Source organism: Micromonospora desertarenae (assembly GCF_056150265.1).
Genome location: NZ_JAXCFQ010000002.1, coordinates 186,697 through 205,479, shown reverse-complemented (window position 1 = coordinate 205,479; position 18,783 = coordinate 186,697). Strand labels below are relative to the sequence as shown.

The 18,783-nt window shown below is 75.4% G+C and carries 22 protein-coding genes; 8 read left to right on the top strand and 14 right to left on the bottom strand.

The features are described from left to right. Nucleotides 1-24: 24 nt before the first annotated feature. Nucleotides 25-1,191: a homogentisate 1,2-dioxygenase domain-containing protein gene (locus tag SM577_RS03910; RefSeq protein WP_474586306.1), complete on the top strand. Its 1,167-nt coding sequence runs from the start codon at nucleotides 25-27 to the stop codon at nucleotides 1,189-1,191. A 124-nt stretch (nucleotides 1,192-1,315) separates the two neighbouring features. Here the strand turns inward: SM577_RS03910 and SM577_RS03905 are convergent, their stop codons facing one another. From SM577_RS03905 to SM577_RS03895, 3 genes are all read right to left on the bottom strand, one after another. Further along, a complete protein-coding gene (locus SM577_RS03905; protein WP_302920670.1) occupies nucleotides 1,316-1,543 on the bottom strand; it encodes a hypothetical protein in 228 nt (75 codons plus the stop codon). Between the two features lie 90 nt (nucleotides 1,544-1,633). Further along, entirely contained in the window at nucleotides 1,634-2,338 is a 705-nt protein-coding gene (locus tag SM577_RS03900; protein WP_474586305.1) for a sigma-70 family RNA polymerase sigma factor, read from the bottom strand. 51 nt (nucleotides 2,339-2,389) lie between these two features. Further along, nucleotides 2,390-2,548: a sigma-70 factor domain-containing protein gene (locus tag SM577_RS03895; RefSeq protein ID WP_474586304.1), complete on the bottom strand. Its 159-nt coding sequence runs from the start codon at nucleotides 2,546-2,548 to the stop codon at nucleotides 2,390-2,392. 118 nt (nucleotides 2,549-2,666) lie between these two features. Here SM577_RS03895 and SM577_RS03890 point away from each other — a divergent pair, with 118 nt between their 5' ends. Next, nucleotides 2,667-3,311, top strand: coding sequence for a TetR/AcrR family transcriptional regulator (locus SM577_RS03890; protein WP_474586303.1), 645 nt, complete (start codon nucleotides 2,667-2,669; stop codon nucleotides 3,309-3,311). A gap of 7 nt (nucleotides 3,312-3,318) precedes the next feature. Here SM577_RS03890 and SM577_RS03885 read toward each other — a convergent pair whose 3' ends face one another. From SM577_RS03885 to SM577_RS03870, 4 genes are read right to left on the bottom strand one after another with little or no spacing between them, the layout of a single operon-like run. After that, nucleotides 3,319-4,344: a tetratricopeptide repeat protein gene (locus SM577_RS03885; protein ID WP_474586302.1), complete on the bottom strand. Its 1,026-nt coding sequence runs from the start codon at nucleotides 4,342-4,344 to the stop codon at nucleotides 3,319-3,321. A gap of 10 nt (nucleotides 4,345-4,354) precedes the next feature. After that, complete coding sequence (ispF, locus tag SM577_RS03880) at nucleotides 4,355-4,837, bottom strand: 2-C-methyl-D-erythritol 2,4-cyclodiphosphate synthase (RefSeq protein ID WP_474580840.1); 483 nt, start codon at nucleotides 4,835-4,837, stop codon at nucleotides 4,355-4,357. A gap of 16 nt (nucleotides 4,838-4,853) precedes the next feature. Beyond that, nucleotides 4,854-5,549 carry a 2-C-methyl-D-erythritol 4-phosphate cytidylyltransferase gene (ispD, locus tag SM577_RS03875; protein WP_302920665.1) on the bottom strand — a complete coding sequence of 232 codons (696 nt, stop codon included), beginning with the start codon at nucleotides 5,547-5,549 and terminating at the stop codon, nucleotides 4,854-4,856. 56 nt (nucleotides 5,550-5,605) lie between these two features. Beyond that, nucleotides 5,606-6,091: a CarD family transcriptional regulator gene (locus SM577_RS03870; RefSeq protein ID WP_007073334.1), complete on the bottom strand. Its 486-nt coding sequence runs from the start codon at nucleotides 6,089-6,091 to the stop codon at nucleotides 5,606-5,608. A gap of 326 nt (nucleotides 6,092-6,417) precedes the next feature. On the opposite strand from SM577_RS03870, the gene SM577_RS03865 reads away from it, so the two are divergent. Then, nucleotides 6,418-7,086, top strand: coding sequence for a hypothetical protein (locus tag SM577_RS03865; RefSeq protein ID WP_474580839.1), 669 nt, complete (start codon nucleotides 6,418-6,420; stop codon nucleotides 7,084-7,086). 66 nt (nucleotides 7,087-7,152) lie between these two features. Here the strand turns inward: SM577_RS03865 and SM577_RS03860 are convergent, their stop codons facing one another. The 4 genes from SM577_RS03860 to SM577_RS03845 all read right to left on the bottom strand — a co-directional run bounded on the left by SM577_RS03860 (nucleotide 7,153) and on the right by SM577_RS03845 (nucleotide 10,914). Next, entirely contained in the window at nucleotides 7,153-7,776 is a 624-nt protein-coding gene (locus SM577_RS03860) for a hypothetical protein (protein ID WP_302920661.1), read from the bottom strand. A gap of 38 nt (nucleotides 7,777-7,814) precedes the next feature. Next, nucleotides 7,815-8,867, bottom strand: coding sequence for a type III polyketide synthase (locus SM577_RS03855; RefSeq protein WP_302920660.1), 1,053 nt, complete (start codon nucleotides 8,865-8,867; stop codon nucleotides 7,815-7,817). An 85-nt stretch (nucleotides 8,868-8,952) separates the two neighbouring features. Further along, nucleotides 8,953-10,119, bottom strand: a complete 1,167-nt coding sequence (locus tag SM577_RS03850; protein WP_302920659.1) for an acyl-CoA dehydrogenase family protein — start codon at nucleotides 10,117-10,119, stop codon at nucleotides 8,953-8,955. 45 nt (nucleotides 10,120-10,164) lie between these two features. Next, nucleotides 10,165-10,914: a methyltransferase domain-containing protein gene (locus SM577_RS03845; protein WP_302920658.1), complete on the bottom strand. Its 750-nt coding sequence runs from the start codon at nucleotides 10,912-10,914 to the stop codon at nucleotides 10,165-10,167. Nucleotides 10,915-10,960: 46 nt separating this feature from the next. Between SM577_RS03845 and SM577_RS03840 the strand changes: the two genes are divergently transcribed. The 4 genes from SM577_RS03840 to disA all read left to right on the top strand — a co-directional run bounded on the left by SM577_RS03840 (nucleotide 10,961) and on the right by disA (nucleotide 15,550). Next, complete coding sequence (locus SM577_RS03840; RefSeq protein WP_474586301.1) at nucleotides 10,961-11,800, top strand: UbiA family prenyltransferase; 840 nt, start codon at nucleotides 10,961-10,963, stop codon at nucleotides 11,798-11,800. Between the two features lie 138 nt (nucleotides 11,801-11,938). After that, entirely contained in the window at nucleotides 11,939-12,685 is a 747-nt protein-coding gene (locus SM577_RS03835) for a hypothetical protein (protein ID WP_474586300.1), read from the top strand. 89 nt (nucleotides 12,686-12,774) lie between these two features. Then, nucleotides 12,775-14,226 carry a DNA repair protein RadA gene (gene radA, locus SM577_RS03830; RefSeq protein ID WP_474586299.1) on the top strand — a complete coding sequence of 484 codons (1,452 nt, stop codon included), beginning with the start codon at nucleotides 12,775-12,777 and terminating at the stop codon, nucleotides 14,224-14,226. Between the two features lie 142 nt (nucleotides 14,227-14,368). Continuing rightward, a complete protein-coding gene (disA, locus tag SM577_RS03825) occupies nucleotides 14,369-15,550 on the top strand; it encodes a DNA integrity scanning diadenylate cyclase DisA (RefSeq protein ID WP_088997993.1) in 1,182 nt (393 codons plus the stop codon). A gap of 46 nt (nucleotides 15,551-15,596) precedes the next feature. Here disA and SM577_RS03820 read toward each other — a convergent pair whose 3' ends face one another. The 3 genes from SM577_RS03820 to SM577_RS03810 all read right to left on the bottom strand — a co-directional run bounded on the left by SM577_RS03820 (nucleotide 15,597) and on the right by SM577_RS03810 (nucleotide 17,560). Further along, nucleotides 15,597-16,304 (bottom strand): hypothetical protein, encoded by a 708-nt coding sequence (locus tag SM577_RS03820; protein WP_302920654.1) that lies wholly within the window; start codon nucleotides 16,302-16,304, stop codon nucleotides 15,597-15,599. Between the two features lie 162 nt (nucleotides 16,305-16,466). Further along, entirely contained in the window at nucleotides 16,467-17,051 is a 585-nt protein-coding gene (locus SM577_RS03815) for a peptide deformylase (protein ID WP_474586298.1), read from the bottom strand. Next, nucleotides 17,048-17,560 (bottom strand): glycine cleavage system transcriptional repressor, encoded by a 513-nt coding sequence (locus SM577_RS03810; protein WP_302920652.1) that lies wholly within the window; start codon nucleotides 17,558-17,560, stop codon nucleotides 17,048-17,050. Before SM577_RS03810 ends, SM577_RS03815 begins: the two co-directional genes overlap by 4 nt. Nucleotides 17,561-17,656: 96 nt before the next feature. Here SM577_RS03810 and SM577_RS03805 point away from each other — a divergent pair, with 96 nt between their 5' ends. Beyond that, complete coding sequence (locus SM577_RS03805; RefSeq protein ID WP_302920651.1) at nucleotides 17,657-18,553, top strand: HhH-GPD family protein; 897 nt, start codon at nucleotides 17,657-17,659, stop codon at nucleotides 18,551-18,553. The last annotated feature ends 230 nt before the right edge of the window (nucleotides 18,554-18,783 follow it).

Below are 18,783 nucleotides of genomic sequence, written 5' to 3'. Positions count from 1 at the left end.
AACGGGACGAATCCGGGAGGCGAGATGCCGTACTACCGCAGCGTCGGCGAGGTGCCGCGCAAGCGCCACACCCAGTTCCGGCAGCCCGACGGCAGCCTCTACGCCGAGGAGCTGATGGGCCAGGAGGGCTTCTCCTCCGACTCGTCCCTGCTCTACCACCGGCACGCGCCCACCGCGATCGTGGCCGCCGAGGAGTTCGCCCCGCCGGCGTTCACCCGCACGCCCAACCTGCCGCTCAAGCCCCGGCACCTGCGCACCCACAAGCTCGACGGCGCCGGCGCCGACCCGGTGCTCGGCCGGCAGTACCTGCTGGCCAACGACGACGTCCGGATCGCGTACGTGCTGGCCGACCGGCCGTCCCCGCTGTTCCGGGACGCCACCGGCGACCACTGCCTCTACCTGGAGTCCGGCGCCCTGCGGGTGGAGTCCACGTTCGGCGTGCTCGACGCGGTGGCCGGCGACTACGTCATCATCCCCACCTCGACAGTGCACCGGCTGGTGCCGGCCGGCGACGAGCCGACCCGGCTGCTCGCCATCGAGGCGGCCGGCCACATCGGCCCGCCCAAGCGCTACCTCTCCGTGCGCGGCCAGTTCCTGGAGCACTCGCCCTACTGCGAGCGGGACGTCCGCGGGCCGGACGCGCCGCTGCTGGTCGACGGCGAGGAGGTGGAGGTGCTGGTCCGGCACCGTCGCGGGTGGACCCGCCACGTCTACGCCCACCACCCGTTCGACGTGGTCGGCTGGGACGGCCACATGTACCCGTGGGCGTTCTCCATCCACGACTTCGAGCCGATCACCGGCCGGATCCACCAGCCGCCGCCGGTGCACCAGACCTTCCAGGGCCCGAACTTCGTGATCTGCTCGTTCGTGCCCCGCAAGGTCGACTACCACCCGGACGCGATCCCGGTGCCGTACAACCACCACAACGTCGACTCCGACGAGATGCTCTTCTACACCGGCGGTAACTACGAGGCCCGGCGCGGCTCCGGCATCGAGCAGGGCTCGATCTCGCTGCACCCGTCCGGCTTCACCCACGGCCCGCAGCCGGGCGCCGCGGAGCGCTCGATCGGCGTCGACTACTTCGACGAGCTCGCGGTCATGGTCGACACCTTCCGCCCGCTCGACCTCTGCGACGCCGGCCAGTCCTGCGAGGACGACGGCTACGCCTGGACCTGGGCGCGCCGCGGCTGAGTCACCCCCGACCGGGCGCCCGCCGGCGTGATCGCGGCCGGACCACCGGGCCGCGACCACGCCGGCTGTGCTCACCGGCGGGCCGGGTGACGGACAGCGCCCGGCCCGCCGTCCGGCCCGGCGCTCAGCGCCGGCCCCGGTGGACCACGGCGCCGCGCCGGGGCTGGCCGTGCTGCCGTACCGCCCAGGGCCGGGGCTGGGCAGCGGGCAGCCGGCGGCGGTGCTCCGGGCGACGGTCCGGCTGTTCCGAGCCCGGCTTGCCGGTGCGGCCGGCGTCGGGGCCGGTCCGGACGGTCGCCGGTGCGGCGTCGAGCTGGGCTGCCGCGTACGCCTCGATGGTCAGCGGTGTCATGGGGCCTCCTCGGGTGCGGCTCGGGCGGGCGGATCGGATGGTCGGGTCAGGGGTCAAGCCCTGCTCCCTTCTGCTCGGGCGGCCAGGAGGTCAGGCGGCCAGGAGGTCGGCCAGCACCCGGGTCCGGGTGGGGTGGCGGAGCTTGGTCATCGCCTTGGCCTCGATCTGCCGGATGCGTTCCCGGGTCAGGCCGAGTGCCCGGCCGATCTGGTCCAGGGTGCGCGGTTCCGCGTCGGCGAGGCCGTACCGCTGGGCGACGACCGTCGCCTCCCGCTCGGTCAGCGCCGACAGCACGGTGTCCAGGTGGGAGCGAAGGGCGGCGGCGGCGACCTGGGCGGCGGGATCCGGCGCCTCGTCGGTGAGGAAGTCGCCGAGTTGTGCGCCGTCCTCGCCGATCGGGGTGTGCAGGGAGATCGGCTCCCGGTCGTACCGCAGCGCCTGCTCGACCTTCTCCGGCTTCAGGTCGAGCTCGGCCGCGATCCGCGCCGGGGTCGGCTCCTCCCCCAGGTCCCGGAGCAGGGCGCGACGGACGCGGTGCACCCGGTTGATCAGCTCGGCCATGTGCGCGGGCACCCGGATCGTCCGGCTCTGGTCGGCCAGCGCGCGGCCGAGCGCCTGCTTGATCCACCAGGTGGCGTAGGTGGAGAACTTCAGCCCACGCCGGTGGTCGAACTTCTCCACCGCGCGCATCATCCCGATGACCCCCTCCTGGACCAGGTCCGGCAGCGGCAGCCCGCCGTCGCGGACGTAGCGCCGGGCGATCGAGACGACCAGGCGGAGGTTGGCCTCGATCATGTGGTGCCGGGCGAGGCGGCCGTCGGCGGCCAGGCGCTCCCAGGCGGCCCGCTAGTCCGCGGCGAGCCCGTCCGGGGCGGCGTCCAGGCGGCGCTGAGCGAGTGCTCCGGCCTCGATCCGCGCGCCCAGCTCCACCTCCTGCTCGGCGGTGAGCAGCGGGGTCCGGCCGATCTCCTTGAGGTAGGCACCCACCGAATCGGTCACGGTCATGAGCGAACTCCCTTCGACGGCCGGGCGGCGCACCAGCGCCTCGATGCGGCCTAAACTTATGACCGACCTAGAAAGATGTCAACAACAAATTTATGATGGATACATGTAAGCTCTCGTCATGACCGCACAGACGACCGGCCTGCGGGCCCTGAAGAAGCGCCAGACCAGGGAGAACATCTCCCATCAGGCGACCAGGCTGTTCCTGGAGCGCGGCTTCGACAACGTCACGATCGCCGAGATCGCGGCCGCCGCGCAGGTGGCCAAGATGACGGTGACCAACTACTTCCCCCGCAAGGAGGACCTCGCGCTCGACCTGCGCGACGCGTTCGTCGAAGGGCCGGTCACCACCGTCCGGGAACGCCGCCCGGGCGAGTCCGCACTGGCCGCGCTGCGCCGGGAGTACCTCGCCGCGGTGGCCGGGCACGACCCGGTCATCGGCTTCACCGGTCCGCAGTTCGCCCGCATGGTCACCGGCAGTCCCGCGCTGGTCGCCCGGCTGCGGGAGTTCCACGACGACCGGGAGCGGGCGCTGGCCCGCGTGCTCGCCGAGGAGACCGGCGCGCCCGCCGACGACCTGCGGCCGCGCGTCGCGGCCGTCCAACTGGGTGGCGTCCTACGGCTGCTGCTCGAGGAGACGCTACGGCTGACGCTGGCGGGTCACGGCAACGACCAGATCGCCCGGATCGTCACCGGGCACGTCCGCACCGCCTTCGCCACCTTGGAGCCCGCCCTCGGCGACTACGCCGTCCGGCCCGCCGACTGACGGGTGCTCAGTACTGGGCGCGGCTGAAGACGGTCAACTCGGCAGCGGCGGCGATGGCGATGGCCAGGACCAGCGGCCACGGGGTGCCGACCAGGGCGTAGAGCAGGATCAGCAGGGGCGCCCCGGCGGCCGCGTACACGGCGAGCGCGAGCATCCGGTCGGAGCGCAGCAGGCTCGGCAGGATCGTCCGGGTCAGGCCGGGCAGCTTGGCGGCGAACCGCCACACCACCAGCGCGCCGCCGAGTGCCGCGAACGCCGCGGCCACCCGGGACAGTCCCTCACCGCCCGGCGCCATGCAGGCGATCACCACGGCGGCGATCATCGTCCAGCCCGCGCCGTAGAGCACGAGCTGGCGTACCCCGGCGGAGATGGTCCGGCCGGAGTCCACCCGGCCCGGGCTCATCGCGGCGGCCTCGGCCAGGTGCTCCAGGGCGTCGCTCCAGCGCCGCTGCTCCAACCGGAGCACGCCGATGTCGTGGCGCGCCTCGGCCAGCTGCGGATCCAGCCGCAGCGCCTCCCGGTAGGCCCGCTCGGCCAGGTCGAACAGCTCCATGTTGGCGGCGACCAGGCCGAGCACCAGGTGCGCCTGCGGCTCCTCGGGGGCCAGCTCCACCCCGCGCCAGGCCGCGTTCAGCGCCAGCTGCCCGTTGCGCGAGCCGGCCAGGATCGCCGCCGCGTTCCGCTGTCCGTACGCGTCGTCGGGGCCGAGCGCCAGGATCTGGTCGGCGGTACGCGCCGACTCGGCGTACCGCTCCAGGTCGGCCAGGGCCATCCCGCGGGCGACCAACGGCGGGACCGCGTTCGGGGCGGCGGCCACCGCGGCGTCGGCGGCGGTGAGCGCCTCGGCCGGCCGCCCGGCGGCCAGGTGCACCCGGGCGAGCATGGTGAGCGCCTCGGGGTTCTCCGGTTCCAGGGCGACCGCGTACGCGACCTCCGCGGCGGCCTCGTCGTAGCGGCCGAGTTCGGCGAGGAGCTGGGCGCGCTGGAGGTAGCCGTCGGCGGCGGACCGGTCGGAGGTGGCGTCGCTGGACATCGCGGCGAGCCTAGGCGTCCGGCGCCGGGTACACCAGGGCCACCGCGATCCCGGTGAGCCCCTCGCCCCGGCCCGGGAAGCCGAGCCCGTCGGTGGTGGCCGCGGAGACGCTGACCGGCGCGCCGACCGCCGCCGAGAGCACCTGCTCGGCCTCCGCCCGGCGCGGGCCGATCTTCGGCCGGTTGCCGACCACCTGCACCGACACGTTGCCGATGGCGAACCCGGCGGCGCGCACCCGGCGGGCGCTCTCGGTGAGCAGGGCGACGCCGGAGGCGCCGGCCCACTCCGGCTCGGCCACCCCGAAGTTCGAACCCAGGTCGCCGAGGCCGGCGGCGGAGAGCAGCGCGTTGCAGGCCGCGTGCGCGGCCACGTCGGCGTCCGAGTGGCCGGCCAGGCCGTCCTGGTCGGGCCAGAGCAGGCCGGCCACCCAGCACGGCCGGCCGGGCGCGAAGGCGTGCACGTCGGTGCCGATGGCCACCCGGGGAACGATCATGGACAGAGGGTACGCGTCAGCCGCCGGTGGCCAGCAGGTGCTCGGCCAGCGCCAGGTCGAACGGCCGGGTGATCTTCAGCGCGTACTCGGAGCCGGGGACGCAGCGCACCGGCACGCCCTGCTTCTCGACCAGGCCGGCGTCGTCGGTGAGCGGGTCGCCGGCGGCGGCGTGCGCGGCGGTCAGCACCGCCCGGCGGAAGCCCTGCGGAGTCTGCACCGCCCGCAGCGCGGAACGGTCGACGGTGCCGAGGACTACCTCGTCGGCGCCGACCTCCTTGACCGTGTCGACCACCGGGAGCACCGGGATCACCGCGTCGTGGCCGGCCCGGACCGCCGCCGCGACGGATTCCACCAGCTCGGGCGGGGTGAGCGCGCGTGCCGCGTCGTGCACCAGGACGATCTCGGGGCCGGCGGGCACCGCGGCCAGCGCGGCGGCCACCGACGCCTGCCGTTCCGCCCCGCCGGGCACCACGGTCACCGGGGCGATCGGGTCGAGCAGCGCGCGGACGGCGGCCACCTCGGCGGCCGGGGCGGCCACCACGATGGTGTGCACCGACGGCGCGGCGGCGAGCCGGCGGACCGCGTGCACCAGCAGCGGCTCCCCGGCGAGCGGACGCAGCGCCTTGGGCCGGCCGGGCCCGAGCCGTACGCCGGCACCGGCCGCAGGCACGAGGACCGCGACGTCACCGCGCGGATTGAGCTGCGCGGTCACGTCGCGGTCCTCGGTGGTTTCTTCGCTACGAATCGGGTACGACGATGCTGTGGGGACTAGGCCTCGGTGAGCACCTTGTCGAGCAGCGTCTCCGCCTCGTCCTTGGTGCTCTTCTCGGCCAGCGCGACCTCGCCGACGAGAATGTCGCGGGCCTTGGCGAGCATGCGCTTCTCACCCGCGGAAAGACCCCGCTCCCGCTCCCGGCGCCACAGGTCGCGGACGACCTCGGCGACCTTCAGCGGGTTGCCGGAGGCCAGCTTCTCCAGATTCGCCTTGTAACGCCGCGACCAGTTGGTCGGCTCCTCGGTGTGCGGAGCCCGGAGAACGTCGAAGACCTTGCCCAGGCCCTCTTCGCCGACCACCTCGCGCACACCCACGATCTCGGCGTTCTCAGCGGGTACCCGGACCGTCAGGTCACCCTGCGCGACCCTCAGGACGAGGTACTGCTTGGGCTCGCCCTTGATGACCCGAGTCTCGATTGCCTCGATGAGTGCGGCCCCGTGGTGGGGGTAAACAACGGTCTCGCCGACACTGAAAACCATAGGTTCGAAACCCCTTTCGCTGTGTCTAGGGTAACACGCTCAGGCACCGATGTCTCACCGCTGTCCTGACCGTTGGCGCAGCTCAGGGGCCCTGTGAGAGGTATTTCTTCAGCTTGACAGACCGCCAAACCGATGGTTTGAACACGCTCCGTGACGTGTGGATGACGTCCCGGTACGAGTGACGCGAACGTCGAGATCAAGGGCTATGCGCTCGACTCATGGTATCCCGGTACGAGCCGGTGCGCCCAGGTGTAGCGGCAGGAGGCGGCGTGCGGGACGCTGGAGGGTGAGCCGCTGTCCGCTCCCGAGCCGTTCCAGGGGGTCCGATGGGCAAGCCTGACGCCGACGGCCCCGGACTGCCGGACCTGCCCCCCGAGTGGGGCCGGGTGGTCGTCCCGGACGACGCCTCCGCGCTGGCCGACGAGGCCGCCCGGATCCGCCGCGAGCTACGCCGGTCCGGCGGCGCCCGCCCCGCGCTCGCCTTCCCGCTGCTCGTCCTGCTGGTCGCGGTGCTCACCACGGTGGCCGGGCTGTTCGCGGTGACCTGGCCCCGGTCGTCCCGCACCGACGAGCCGACCGTCGTACCCCGACCGACGCCCGCCGAGCTGGCCGGCCGGCCGCTGCCGGCGCTGGACCTGGTCGACGCCGGGCAGTCGCCGGTGCCGCTGCGCGGCCTGCTGCCCGCGGTGATCGTCCTGGTGGACGGCTGCGTCTGCGCGGACCGGGTGGTCGAGGCCGCGGCCGCCGCGCCGGCCGGGGTCACCGTGGTCACCGTCACCGGGGGCCGCGCGGTGACCGCCACCCCGCCGCCCGGCCCGGGCGTCCGCCCGCTCGCCGACCCGGCCGGCGGGTTGCGCGCGTTCCTGCACCTGCCGGCCCGTCCCGGCGCCGCCACGGTGCTCCTGGTGGACCGCTCCGGCGTGCTGGTGCGGGTGGTGCCGGAGGTCCGCTCGGTCGAGGACTACCGGGCCGACCTGGCCAGCCTCGCCCGCTGACCCGATCCGCCACACCGACCGGCCCCGCCGGTCAGGGGCTCGCGGCCAGATCGCGCCTCGGCCCGGTCAGGGCACGGCGATCAGTCGCGCCTCGACCCGGACCGGCTCGGCCCCGGCGGCCGACAGGGTGACCCGCAGCGGCCCGCCCCGGCTGATCGCCTGGGTGGTGACCAGCGAGCCGTCGCAGCCGCTGGTCAACGGATCGCCGGCCCGCGCGCCGAGCACCGAGACCAGCAGCTCGCCCGGCCCGGTGCAGCGGAACTGGAGCACGTGGCGGGCGCCGTACTCGGTGGCGGTCTGCCGGGTGACCGGGCGCTGCGGGGTGACGGTGGCCCGCTCCCGCCAGATGAGGTCGTCCGGGCGGTCGAGCCAGCCGTCGTCGTCGTACCGCCAGAAGGGCTCGACGGCCCCGGGCTCGGGCTGCCGGTCCAGCCGCAGGGCGGCGCCGGTGACCGGGTCGACGCGGAAGGTCACGCTCCGGTCGCTGTCGCCGACCACCACCTCGGAACGGGGCGCCGGCGACGCGGCCGGCGCTGCCGGCACGGTGGACAGCGGCCCGGTGGCCGGCGCGTTCGCCCGCCACCACGCGCCACCGGCGACCAGCGCGGCGACCGCCAGGCCGGCCAGCACGCCGGTCCGCAACCGGTCACCGACCCCGGCCGGCGGGCGGTCGTCCGCGTCGGCGTCCATGCGGCGAGGGTAACCGTCGCCCGCCTGGTCCGTCGCGCTCAGTCCCGCCGTTCGAGCAGGGCGGCGTAGAGGGTCAGACCCGGCCCGAACGCCAGCATCAGCACCCGCTGTGGGGGTGCCGCCGCCCGGCGCAACCGGTCCAGGATCAGCAGGACGGTCGGGGACGAGCAGTTGCCGTGCTCGTCCAGGGTGGCCCGGGACGCGGCCAGCCCGGCCGGCGGCAGCGCCAGCTCCCGCTCCACCACGTTGAGGATGCGCGGACCACCGGGGTGCACCGCCCAGCCGTCCACCCCGGACAACGTCGCGCCGTGCCGGCCCAGCAGGTCGTCGACCAGGCCCCGGACGTGGGTGGAGAGCACCTGCGGCACCTTCGGGGAGAGCCCCATCCGGAAACCCGTGTCGGTGACGTCCCAGGTCATGTGGTCGGCGGTGGAGGTGTCGGTGACCGAGGTGACCTCGCGCACCGCGTACCCCCGGCCACCGGGCACGACCACGGCGGCGACCGCGGCGTCCGAGAAGAGCGCGTGCGAGACGATCTGCTGGGTGTCCACCCGGGCGCTGGAGGGTTGGATGTGCAGGCTGGTCAGCTCGGCGCAGAGCAGCAGCGCCGGCCGGCCGCGGGCGGTGACGAAGTCGCTCGCCGCGCCCAGCCCGGGCAGCGCGGCGTAGCAGCCCATGTGGCCGACGAACATCCGCTGGGTCTCCGGCGCCATGCCCAGGTCGCGGGCGAGCAGGATGTCCAGGCCCGGGGTGGCGTAGCCGGTGCACGAGCAGACGATGAAGAGCCCGACGTCGCCGGCGGCGAGCCCGGCCGCGGTGAGCGCCCGCCCCACCGCCTCCTTGCCCAGCGGCAGCGCCTCCACCTGGTAGCGGCGCATCCGGCGCTCGGTGGGCCAGTCGGAGACGTCCTCCAGCAGCGGGTTGACCGCCGCCTGGCGGCGGGTCACCCCGGAGTGGGCGAAGATCCGCTCCGCCAGCGCCCGGGTGGTGCCGGAGAAGTGCCGGGAGAAGAACCCGGCCCACAGCTCGTCCTGCGCGGCGGACGGCGGGTGCGCCGTACCGAGACCCGCGATCACTGGTACGGCCACCATGCTCCACCTCTCGTCGTGATCCCCTGCACGTCCACCATGGCGCCCCCGGTCCAGGGTGCGCGCCGCCGCGGTGAACTCCTCGTGTTCACCAACGAGGCGCCGAGCCGTCCCGGTCCGGGTCGCCGCCCAACGCCGCGATACCGAGCCAGTCGGCGCACACGTCGGAGGTGGCCGGGTGCAGTGACCCGCAGCGCGCGTCCCGGTAGAGCCGCTCCAGCGGGTGGCCCCGCCGGGTGGCCGAGGTGCCGGCCGCCTCCAGCATGGACGCCGCGACGTCGGCGGCGGTCGTGCCGGCCAGCAGCTTGGCCCGCCACACCCAGCGGTTGGTCTCCGCGTCGCCCGGCGCCTCGTCCACCCGGCGGGCCGCCTCCTCGACCACCAGTTGGGCCGCCGCCACCGCCGCGTCGGCCCGGCCGAGCCGGGCGCGGACCGCGGGCAGGCCGGCCAGGTTGCGCGCGTTGAGGTGCTCGGCGGCCGCGTCGACCGCCGCCCGGGCCACCCCGACGTAGACCGCGGCGTAGCTGGCCACCAGCCAGTGCGGCATCAGCTGGGCGACCACCAGGGCCAGCCCCTCCACCCCGCCGAGCAGCCGGTCGGCCGGCACGGTGACGTCCAGGTGCAGGTCGTGCGAGGCGGTCGCGCGCATGCCGAGCGAGTCCCAGCTCGGCTCGACGGTCAGGCCGTCGCCGGCCGGCACCAGGAACTGGGAGACCACCGACTGGTCGGCGACGCTGCGCGCGGCCACCAGGTAGCCGTCGGCGTGCCCCGCGCCGGAGCAGAAGGTCTTGCTGCCCTTGATCCGGTAGCCGCCGTCGACCGGCTCGTAGACCGTGGCGAGCTGGGAGAGGCGGGCACCGGCGCCCCGCTCGCTCATCGCCACCGCGTACCAGGAACCCTCGGCGGCGGCGGCGAGCAGCCGGTCACGGGCCGCCAGCGCCTCGTCCGGCACGCCGAGCGCCGTGGCCAGCTCCTCGGTGACCGCGCCGAGCGCGCCGGTGACCGAGGCGTGCATGTTGAACACCAGGGCGGTGGCACCGTTGCCCCGGGCCAGCTCGGTGGCGACCGCGGCGTACTCGGCGAAGGTGGCCCCCAGCCCGCCCAGCTCGCGGGGGACCATCAGGCCGAGCAGCCCGGCCTCCCGCAGGTCGTGGAAGTCGGCGACCGGGAACGAGCCGTCCCGGTCGTGCTCCCCCGCCCGAGCGGCGAACCGCGGCGCCAACCGCCCCGCCGCCTCCAGCGCGTGCAGCGTCATACCCGCCCCCTCCTCGGTCCAGTCCTTACCCCCGCGCGGCCCGGGCTACCCGCTTCGTGTGCCACGCCCCTGATAGAGCACGGCCGTCGACCAGGTCGGCACGATCCGGGGCGACGGACCGGCGTCCGTCGCGTCCGGACGGTCGCCCTCACGCATCCGCCGCAGCAGCCAACCCAGCAGGCCGCCGATCGCCGGCCGGACGCCGCGCAGCCGCAGCCCTACGCCGTGCCGGGCGCACTCCGCCACCAGCGCCCGGGCGTCCACGAACAACCGCGGATCGTGGATCCCGCGCGGCACGGTGGGCAGCCGCTCGGCGATCCGGACGGCGAGCAACCGGCTCAGCGCGGTGTCGTTGAGGGTGTCCAGCACCAGCAGGCCGCCCGGCCGGAGCAGCCGGCAGGCCTCGGCCACCGCGCGCCGCCAGTCGGGCACGTGCTCCAGCAGCTCGCCGGCGGCCACCACGTCCGCGCAGCCGTCGGCGAGCGGCACCGCCGTGGCGTCCCCCTGGACCACCGTCACGCCGTGCTCGGCGGCCTGGTCCAGGGCCGACCGGGTGAGGTCCACGCCGACGTGCCGGTAGCCCTTGCCGGCCAGGTGCGGGGCGAGCAGCCCGGCGCCGCAGCCCAGGTCGACCAGGAGCGCGCCGGGCCGGGACGCCGGCGGCACCAGCGCCGCCCGGGCCTCGGCCAGCCAGTGCAGCATGGCGAACGCGCCGTCCGGCCGCCACCATTCGCCGGCCAGGTCGTCGTACTGGCGCGGATCGTTGCGCGGCAGGGTCCGGCCCGCGTCTCGCATGGCTCCGAGCGTGGCACGACTCACCGGTAACGACCAGACTTCCGTTATGTCGTCGACGGTGTTAGGGCTGGTCAGGGCGAGCCATCCGGAACCGGCCGCGGCGGTCACCACAGTGGCCGGTCTGCTCGCCGCGGGAGTGGGCCACCGGCCGTCCGGAGTGGTCGCCGTGGTGCTCACGGTGCTGGCCAGCCAGCTCGCCGTCGGCTGGGCCAACGACGCGCTCGACGCCGACCGGGACGCCACGGTGGGGCGTACCGACAAGCCGGTCGCCGCGGGCGCGGTCGGCCGGCGCACGGTGGCCCTGGCCGCGACGGCGGCCGCGCTCGCCACCCCGGCGCTCGCCCTGGCCACCAACCCGCTGGCGGCGCTCTGCGCCACCGCCGGCCTGGTCTCCGCCCTGCTCTATGACTGGCCGCTGAAGTCCAGCCCGGTCTCGGTGCTGCCGTACGCGGTCTCCTTCGGGTCGCTGCCCGCCTTCGTGGTGCTGGCGCTGCCCGGCGCGCCCGCGCCACCGGTCTGGCTGGTCGCCGCCGCGGCCTGTCTGGGCGCCGGCGCGCACTTCGCCAACGTCCTGCCCGATTTCGCCGACGATGCCCGGACCGGGGTGCGCGGGCTGCCGCACCGGCTCGGGCCGGCCGGCAGCCGGGTGGCCGCCGCCGGGCTACTGCTCGCGGCGACGGCCACCCTGGTGGTCGGGCCGCCCGGCCCGCCGTCGGGGGTCGGCCTGGCCGCGGTCGCGGCCGCCGTCGTGGTGCCGCCGCTGAGCTGGTACGGCGGGCGGGCCACCGCCCGGGCCGGCGGCCGCCCGGTGGCCGCCTTCCGGGCGGTGATGCTGGTGGCCCTGATCGACGTGGTGCTGCTGGTGAGCAGCGGGCGGGTGGTGTGAGGTACCCCCGCCAGGTGGCATCCCCGGGTCGGCGTGCGGCCCTCGATCAGCCCCAACTACCCTGGAGCGCGGTCTGCGCGGGCATGGCCACCGTGCGCCCGGGTAGGCCCGGGTGGGATCGTGACGAGGAGGACCGACGTGACGCGCTCGATCAGGGGTTCCCGGCGGGCGGCCCTGCTGCTGTCCGGGATGGCTGCGGCGACCGGGCTGCTGCTGTCCGGGTGCGGCGCCGGCCAGGTCTCCGAGACCGCCAACAAGGAGCCGTCGGTCCAGGGGGTCAACCTGTCGGCCCGTAACGGGGAGTTCGCGGTGCGCGGCCTGCTGGTCGAGTTCCCCGGCCTGGAGGGCTACCAGGCCGGCGCGAACGCGTTGCTCAACGCCGTGATCTACAACGACTCGCGGAACCCGGTCACGGTCACCGTCACCAGCCAGGACGCCCGCGAGGTGGTGATCACCGGCGACGGCGCGTCGGCCAGCCCGTCCGCCACCCCGTCCGAGGCGGCCTCCCCGACGGCCACCCCCGTGGAGACCGGGTCGGCCACCCCGACGGGCACGGCCAGCCCGTCCGGCACGGCCAGCCCGTCGGAGTCCCAGTCCGAGTCGCCGTCGGCGACCCCGTCCGCCCCGGCCGGCGAGCCGGCCCGGATCGAGATCCCGCCGCTGAGCTACGTGCAGCTCAACGCCGAGTCGAACCAGATCCTCCAGCTCGTGGGGCTGAACGAGGCGGTGCGCTCGGGGCAGAACATCTTCGTGACCTTCGACTTCGGCAACGGCGTCAGCCTCACCGGCCCGGCGCCGGTCGCGGTGCCGCTCACCCCGCCGGCCCGCCCGTCGCCGATCATCGAGCGCGAGGGCGGCTACGAGGGCCAGGAAGCCGGGCACTGACCGCCCGCACGAGCATCCGGTGACACCGCCGGCGTGGTGACCGCCACGCCGGCGGTGTTTTCGTCGTACGCGGGGACTAACGTCCCGGTGTGACCACCTCCCGATCGACCTCACCCCGCGCCGGGGCGGCCGGGCGCGGCCGCGCGGCCGCCCGTGAGCCCCGCCCGGCCTACGAGTGCGACGCCTGCGGCCACCAGCCCCCGAAATGGGTCGGGCGGTGCCCGGAGTGCGGCGAGTGGGGCTCGGTGGTCGAGTGCACGGTGACCGGCCCGACCGTCTCCGGGCGGGTGGTCAGCTCCCGGATGCCGGCCGAGCCGGCCCGGCCGATCGCCACCATCAGCGCCGCGCCCGCCCGGGCCCGGCCGACCGGGGTGGGCGAGCTCGACCGGGTGCTCGGCGGTGGCCTGGTCCCCGGCGCGGTGGTGCTGCTCGCCGGCGAGCCGGGGGTCGGCAAGTCCACCCTGCTGCTCGACGTGGCCCAGCAGTGGGCCGCCGGCGCGGGCAGCCCCTCGCTGGTGGTCAGCGGTGAGGAGTCGGTCAGCCAGGTGCGGTTGCGGGCCGAGCGGATGGGCACCCTGCACGACCAGCTCTACCTGGCCGCCGAGAGTGACCTGGCCGCGGTGCTCGGGCACCTCGACGCGGTCAAGCCGGGCCTGCTGGTGCTCGACTCGGTGCAGACCATCTCGACCACCGGCACCGAGGGCGTGCCCGGCGGGGTGACCCAGGTCCGGGCGGTGACCGCCGCCCTGGTCGCGGTCGCCAAGGAGCGCGGCATCGCCACCGTGCTGGTCGGCCACGTCACCAAGGACGGCCAGGTGGCCGGGCCCCGGGTGCTGGAGCACCTGGTCGACGTGGTGCTGCACTTCGAGGGCGACAAGCACTCGTCGCTGCGGATGGTGCGCGGCGTCAAGAACCGGTTCGGCGCCGCCGACGAGGTGGGCTGCTTCGAGATGCACGAGGGTGGCATCAGCAGCCTGGCCGACCCGTCCGGGCTCTTCCTGACCCGCTACTCCGAGCCGGTGCCGGGCACCTGCGTCACGGTGGCGATGGAGGGGCGGCGGGCCCTGGTCACCGAGGTGCAGGCGCTGATCGGCGCCACGGTCGCCGGCTCGCCCCGGCGGACGGTCTCCGGGCTGGATTCGGCCCGGCTGGCGATGGTGCTGGCGGTCCTCCAGCGGCGTACCGAGCGGCTGACCCTGCACGACCGGGAGGTCTTCGCCGCCACGGTGGGCGGCATCCGGGTGGTGGAGCCGGCCGCCGACCTGGCCGTCGCGCTCGCGGTCGCCTCCGGCGGGCTCAACCTGGCCATCGCCCCGCACCTGGTGGCGATCGGCGAGGTCGGCCTGACCGGCGAGGTCCGGCGGGTCGGTGCGGTGCCCCGCCGGCTGGCCGAGGCGGCCCGGCTGGGCTTCCGCTACGCGCTGGTGCCACCCGGCTGCGGCCCGGAGAGCACCGGCGTCGCCTCGGAGCAGCTACGCGTGACGGAGGTCACCGACGTCCGGGCCGCGCTCCAGGCGGCGGCCCGCGTCTCCGCGGAGTGACCGACAGCGGGCCGCCGGGCGGGCGGCCGGGGCGATACCGGGCATCACGCAAGGGTCGGTGCGCACCACCCGCACCGGACATCGCGACACATCACAGTAACCACGACAGCACCCACCGCAGGGCAGTCCGTAGACTGTGCCCGTGCCGATCGACCGCGATACCACCAAGCCTGCCGGCGCGACGCCCCACGCCCGCACCGGCGCCGTGGGCTCGCCCGCCCGTCCGATCAGCGTCAACGTGACCGGGGGCGGCAGTTCCGCCGGCGATCCGCTCCGGGCCAACCTGGCCCTCATGGCGCCCGGCACCGCGCTGCGCGACGGGCTGGAGCGGATCCTGCGCGGCCGTACGGGCGCGCTGATCGTCCTCGGCTACGACAAGGTCGTCGAGGGTCTCTGCACCGGCGGGTTCCCGCTGGACGTCGAGTTCTCCGCCACCCGGGTCCGCGAGCTGTGCAAGATGGACGGGGCCGTGGTGCTCTCCAGCGACGGCACCCGGATCGTCCGGGCCGCTGTGCACCTGATGCCCGACCCGACCATCCCCACCGAGGAGTCCGGCACCCGGCACCGCACCGCCGAGCGGGTCGCCCGGCAGACCGGCTATCCGGTGATCTCGGTAAGCCAGTCGATGCGGATCATCAGCCTCTACGTCAACGGCCAGCGGCACGTGCTCGACGACTCGGCGGCGATCCTGTCCCGGGCCAACCAGGCGCTGGCCACGCTGGAGCGCTACAAGCTGCGGCTGGACGAGGTCTCCGGCACCCTCTCCGCGCTGGAGATCGAGGATCTGGTCACCGTACGCGACGCGGTGGCGGTGGTGCAGCGGCTGGAGATGGTCCGCCGGATCGCCGACGAGATCGCCGGCTACGTGGTGGAGCTGGGCACCGACGGCCGGCTGCTGGCCCTCCAGCTCGACGAGCTGATGGCCGGCGTGGACGCCGACCGCACCCTGGTCATCCGCGACTACCTCCCGGCCGGCCGCAAGTCGCGCACCCTCGACGAGGCGCTGGTCGAGCTGGACCTGCTCGGTGCCACCGAGCTGATCGACCTGGTCTCGGTGGCCAAGGCGATCGGCTACCCGGCCGCCTCGGACGCGCTGGACGCCGCGGTGAGCCCGCGCGGCTTCCGGCTGCTGGCCAAGGTGCCCCGGCTGCCGGTCGCCGTGGTGGACCGGCTGGTGCTGCACTTCGGCAGCCTCCAGCGGCTGCTCGGCGCGACCGTGGAGGACCTCCAGGCCGTCGAGGGGGTGGGCGACGCCCGCGCCCGCGGCGTACGGGAGGGGCTGTCCCGGCTCGCCGAGGCGTCCATCCTGGAACGCTACGTCTGACCGGCCGCTACGGGCTGACCGCCGGCCCGGCCGGCCCCGTGGGCGGTCAGCCGGTGAGGGTGAGCTTGACAGGCTCGCTGAGCTTGCTGCCGACCCGGGCGAAGACCTGGTACGTCCCGGCCGGCGGGACCTCGCCCGCGGCCACCCCGTTCGCGCAGCGGCTGGACGACTTGCCGTTCCAGCCGACCTGGTAGGACCGCTCGAAGCCGGGCGTGAACGACTGCACGTCGCGGCCCTTGCCGGTGCCGCAGGTGTCGGACGACCAGATCTTCTCGGCCCCGGACTTGATGAACAACTCCTGCGCGTCGGCGCCGACGTCGCGGCTGCAGGTCCGCTCGGACCGGTTCTTGATCTTCAGTTGCAGGTCCACCACCGCACCGCGGACCACCGACGCGGGCCGCGCCACCGGGGTCACGGTGATCTCGACGTCGGTGCAGGTGCCGTCGTCGACCACCGGCGCACCGGCGACCGGACCGTTGGTGACGGTCGGCTCCCCCGACGGTTCGGCGGAGCCCGCGTCGCCCGACGGCGGTGCGCCGGTCTGCGGGGTGAGCACCGAGCCGGTGGGTTCCGGCGTGGCGGCGGACGACGTGGCGCTGGCGCTCGGCTGCGCGCCGCCGGTCGTCTTCCGATCCGGATCCGAGCCGGTGCAGGAGTAGAGCAGGACAATCAGGAAAAGAAGCCCCGCTCCGAGTACGACGGCGCGACGCCGCCAGTAAACGGCGGGTGGCAGGGGGCCGACCGTCAGACGCATGATGCCCCCCACCGTAGCGGCGACCGCCTCCCAGCCCGCCGCGACGCGCCGGGGTGTCGACTGCTCACCGGATCAACCCTCCACTCACGACGGTCGCGGTCCCGCGCGGCGACCGCCCGCGACCCTCGCACCGCACCTGCGGCCGGCCGCCGGCCCTCGCCGTCAGAGATAGACCTTGCGCTGGTAGACGGCGTGCGCGCCGGCGACCCGGTCGAGGAAGAGCAGCCCGGCGCAGTGGTCGATCTCGTGTTGCAGGGCCCGCGCCTCGAACCCGTCGGTGACCAGCCGCACCGGCGCACCGGTGCCGGGCAGCACGCCCTCCACCACCAGCCGGCTGGCCCGCTTCACGTCGCCGGTCAGGTCGGGCACCGACATGCAGCCCTCGCGCCCCGGCTTCCACCGGGTCGCCTCGACCACCCGGGCGTTGCAGAGCACGAAGGTGCCGTGCACGGTGACCGCCTTCGGGTGGCCGGTGACGTCCACCGCGAAGACCTGCGCCCCCACCCCGACCTGCGGGGCGGCCAGGCCGACACAGCCCGGCGACACCCGCATGGTGGCGATCAGGTCGGCGGCCAGCCGCACGGTCTCCGCCGAGGTCGGGTCCACCTCGCCGCCGGGCCGGCTGAGCACCGGGTGCGGGGCGGCCACCACCGGACGCACCTCCCCCGGCACGGCCAGCGTGTCCGGGGTCCAGTCGCCGAGGCCGGCGTACCCGTCGACGTCCGGTGCGTTCGCGTCGCCGGTCACAGCAGATCCGGGTCGGCCGGCCGGAGGCTCACCCCGACGCCCAGCTCGGCTGCCGTCTCGGCCAGCCGGCCGGCGAGCGCGTCGGCGGTGCCGGGCGGGAGGTCCACCTCGGCGACCACCACGTAGAGCGTCCCGGTGAGACGGGTGCTCAGGTCGGTGACGTTGCCGCCCGCGTCGGCGAGCACCCGGGTCATCGCGGCCACGATGCCGAGCCGGTCGGCGCCGTGCACCGCCATCACGTACGGCTCGCCGCCCGGGGCCAGCTCACCGTCCGGGGTGACCGCGCGTACGGTCGCCAGCAGCTGGCCGTCGGCGGCGAGCGGGGCCAGCGCGGCCTCCACCTCGGCGGCGGCCGGGCCGACGCAGATCAGCGTCATCGCGAAGTGCCCGCGCAGCCGGGTCATCGTGCTGTCGGTGAGGTTCGCGCCGAGCCGGGCGAGCACCTCGGCGACGTCGGCCACGATGCCCGGCCGGTCCCGGCCGATGACGGTGATCGCGAGCTCGTTCATCCGGGCATTCTGCCCGATCCGTCCGCCGTCGCCGCGACGGCCCGCCCGGGCCGCCCAACCTGCGGGACCGGGCCGCGTGACATCATCGGCTCCGCGATGAGTGCACCCACCTTCACCACCCTGGTCAGCCGGTGGTACCAGGAGAACGCCCGTGATCTGCCATGGCGCGCACCGGACGTGAGCCCGTGGGCGATCCTGGTCAGCGAGGTCATGCTCCAGCAGACCCCGGTGGTCCGGGTGGTCCCCGCCTGGCAGGCGTGGCTGGCGCGCTGGCCGGAGCCCGCCGCGCTGGCGGCGGACACCCCGGCCGAGGCGATCCGGATGTGGGGACGGCTCGGCTACCCCCGACGCGCGGTCCGGCTGCGCGAGTGCGCGGTGGCGATCGTGCAGCGGCACGGCGGCCGGGTGCCGGACCGGCTGGACCACCTGCTGGCCCTGCCGGGCATCGGCACGTACACGGCCCGGGCGGTGGCCGCGTTCGCGTACGGGCAGCGGCACCCGGTGGTGGACACCAACGTGCGGCGGGTGGTCGCCCGGGCGGTGGCCGGTGAGCCGGACGCCGGGCCGGTGACCCGGCCCGCCGACCTGGTCGCCACCGAGGAACTGCTGCCCGCCGAGCCGGCCGCCGCGGCGCTGGCCAGCGCGGCGTTCATGGAGCTGGGCGCGGTCGTCTGCACCGCCCGGGCGCCCCGCTGTGCCGGGTGCCCGGCCGAGTCGGTCTGTGCCTGGCGCGCCTCCGGCCAGCCCGCGCCGGCCGGCCCGACCCGGCGTCCCCAGCGGTACGCCGGCACCGACCGGCAGGTCCGCGGGCTGCTGCTCGGGGTGCTGCGGGAGGCCACCGGCCCGGTGCCGCGCCAGCGACTCGACCAGGTGTGGGCGGACGACGTACAGCGGTCCCGGGCCCTGGCCGCGCTGGTCCAGGACGGCCTGGTCGAGCCGGCCGACGACTCCTCCTTCCGGCTGACCGGCGACACGCCCACGCCCGCCACCTGACACCACGCCGCCGAGCCCGCCGCTGCGCGGCGCCGCGCCGGGCCGGGCCGGGCGGGCCGAGCCGGGCGGGCCGAGCCGGGCGGGCCGAGCCGAGCCAGGCCCCCGGCGAGCCGAGCGGGCCGAGCCGAGCCCGGCGAGCCGAGCGGGCCGAGCCGAGCCCGGCGAGCCGAGCGGGCCGAGCCGAGCCCGGCGAGCCGAGCGGGCCGAGCCGAGCCCGGCGAGCCGGGCGG

Excerpts from the sequence above, each read along its gene's own strand:
- SM577_RS03910 (WP_474586306.1), top strand. The coding sequence starts at position 25 with ATGCCGTACTACCGCAGCGTCGGCGAGGTGCCGCGCAAGCGCCACACC.
- SM577_RS03905 (WP_302920670.1), bottom strand. The coding sequence starts at position 1,543 with ATGACACCGCTGACCATCGAGGCGTACGCGGCAGCCCAGCTCGACGCC.
- SM577_RS03900 (WP_474586305.1), bottom strand. The coding sequence starts at position 2,338 with ATGATCGAGGCCAACCTCCGCCTGGTCGTCTCGATCGCCCGGCGCTAC.
- SM577_RS03895 (WP_474586304.1), bottom strand. The coding sequence starts at position 2,548 with ATGACCGTGACCGATTCGGTGGGTGCCTACCTCAAGGAGATCGGCCGG.
- SM577_RS03890 (WP_474586303.1), top strand. The coding sequence starts at position 2,667 with ATGACCGCACAGACGACCGGCCTGCGGGCCCTGAAGAAGCGCCAGACC.
- SM577_RS03885 (WP_474586302.1), bottom strand. The coding sequence starts at position 4,344 with ATGTCCAGCGACGCCACCTCCGACCGGTCCGCCGCCGACGGCTACCTC.
- ispF (WP_474580840.1), bottom strand. The coding sequence starts at position 4,837 with ATGATCGTTCCCCGGGTGGCCATCGGCACCGACGTGCACGCCTTCGCG.
- SM577_RS03870 (WP_007073334.1), bottom strand. The coding sequence starts at position 6,091 with ATGGTTTTCAGTGTCGGCGAGACCGTTGTTTACCCCCACCACGGGGCC.
- SM577_RS03865 (WP_474580839.1), top strand. The coding sequence starts at position 6,418 with ATGGGCAAGCCTGACGCCGACGGCCCCGGACTGCCGGACCTGCCCCCC.
- SM577_RS03860 (WP_302920661.1), bottom strand. The coding sequence starts at position 7,776 with ATGGACGCCGACGCGGACGACCGCCCGCCGGCCGGGGTCGGTGACCGG.
- SM577_RS03855 (WP_302920660.1), bottom strand. The coding sequence starts at position 8,867 with ATGGTGGCCGTACCAGTGATCGCGGGTCTCGGTACGGCGCACCCGCCG.
- SM577_RS03850 (WP_302920659.1), bottom strand. The coding sequence starts at position 10,119 with ATGACGCTGCACGCGCTGGAGGCGGCGGGGCGGTTGGCGCCGCGGTTC.
- SM577_RS03845 (WP_302920658.1), bottom strand. The coding sequence starts at position 10,914 with ATGCGAGACGCGGGCCGGACCCTGCCGCGCAACGATCCGCGCCAGTAC.
- SM577_RS03840 (WP_474586301.1), top strand. The coding sequence starts at position 10,961 with ATGTCGTCGACGGTGTTAGGGCTGGTCAGGGCGAGCCATCCGGAACCG.
- SM577_RS03820 (WP_302920654.1), bottom strand. The coding sequence starts at position 16,304 with ATGCGTCTGACGGTCGGCCCCCTGCCACCCGCCGTTTACTGGCGGCGT.
- SM577_RS03810 (WP_302920652.1), bottom strand. The coding sequence starts at position 17,560 with ATGAACGAGCTCGCGATCACCGTCATCGGCCGGGACCGGCCGGGCATC.
- SM577_RS03805 (WP_302920651.1), top strand. The coding sequence starts at position 17,657 with ATGAGTGCACCCACCTTCACCACCCTGGTCAGCCGGTGGTACCAGGAG.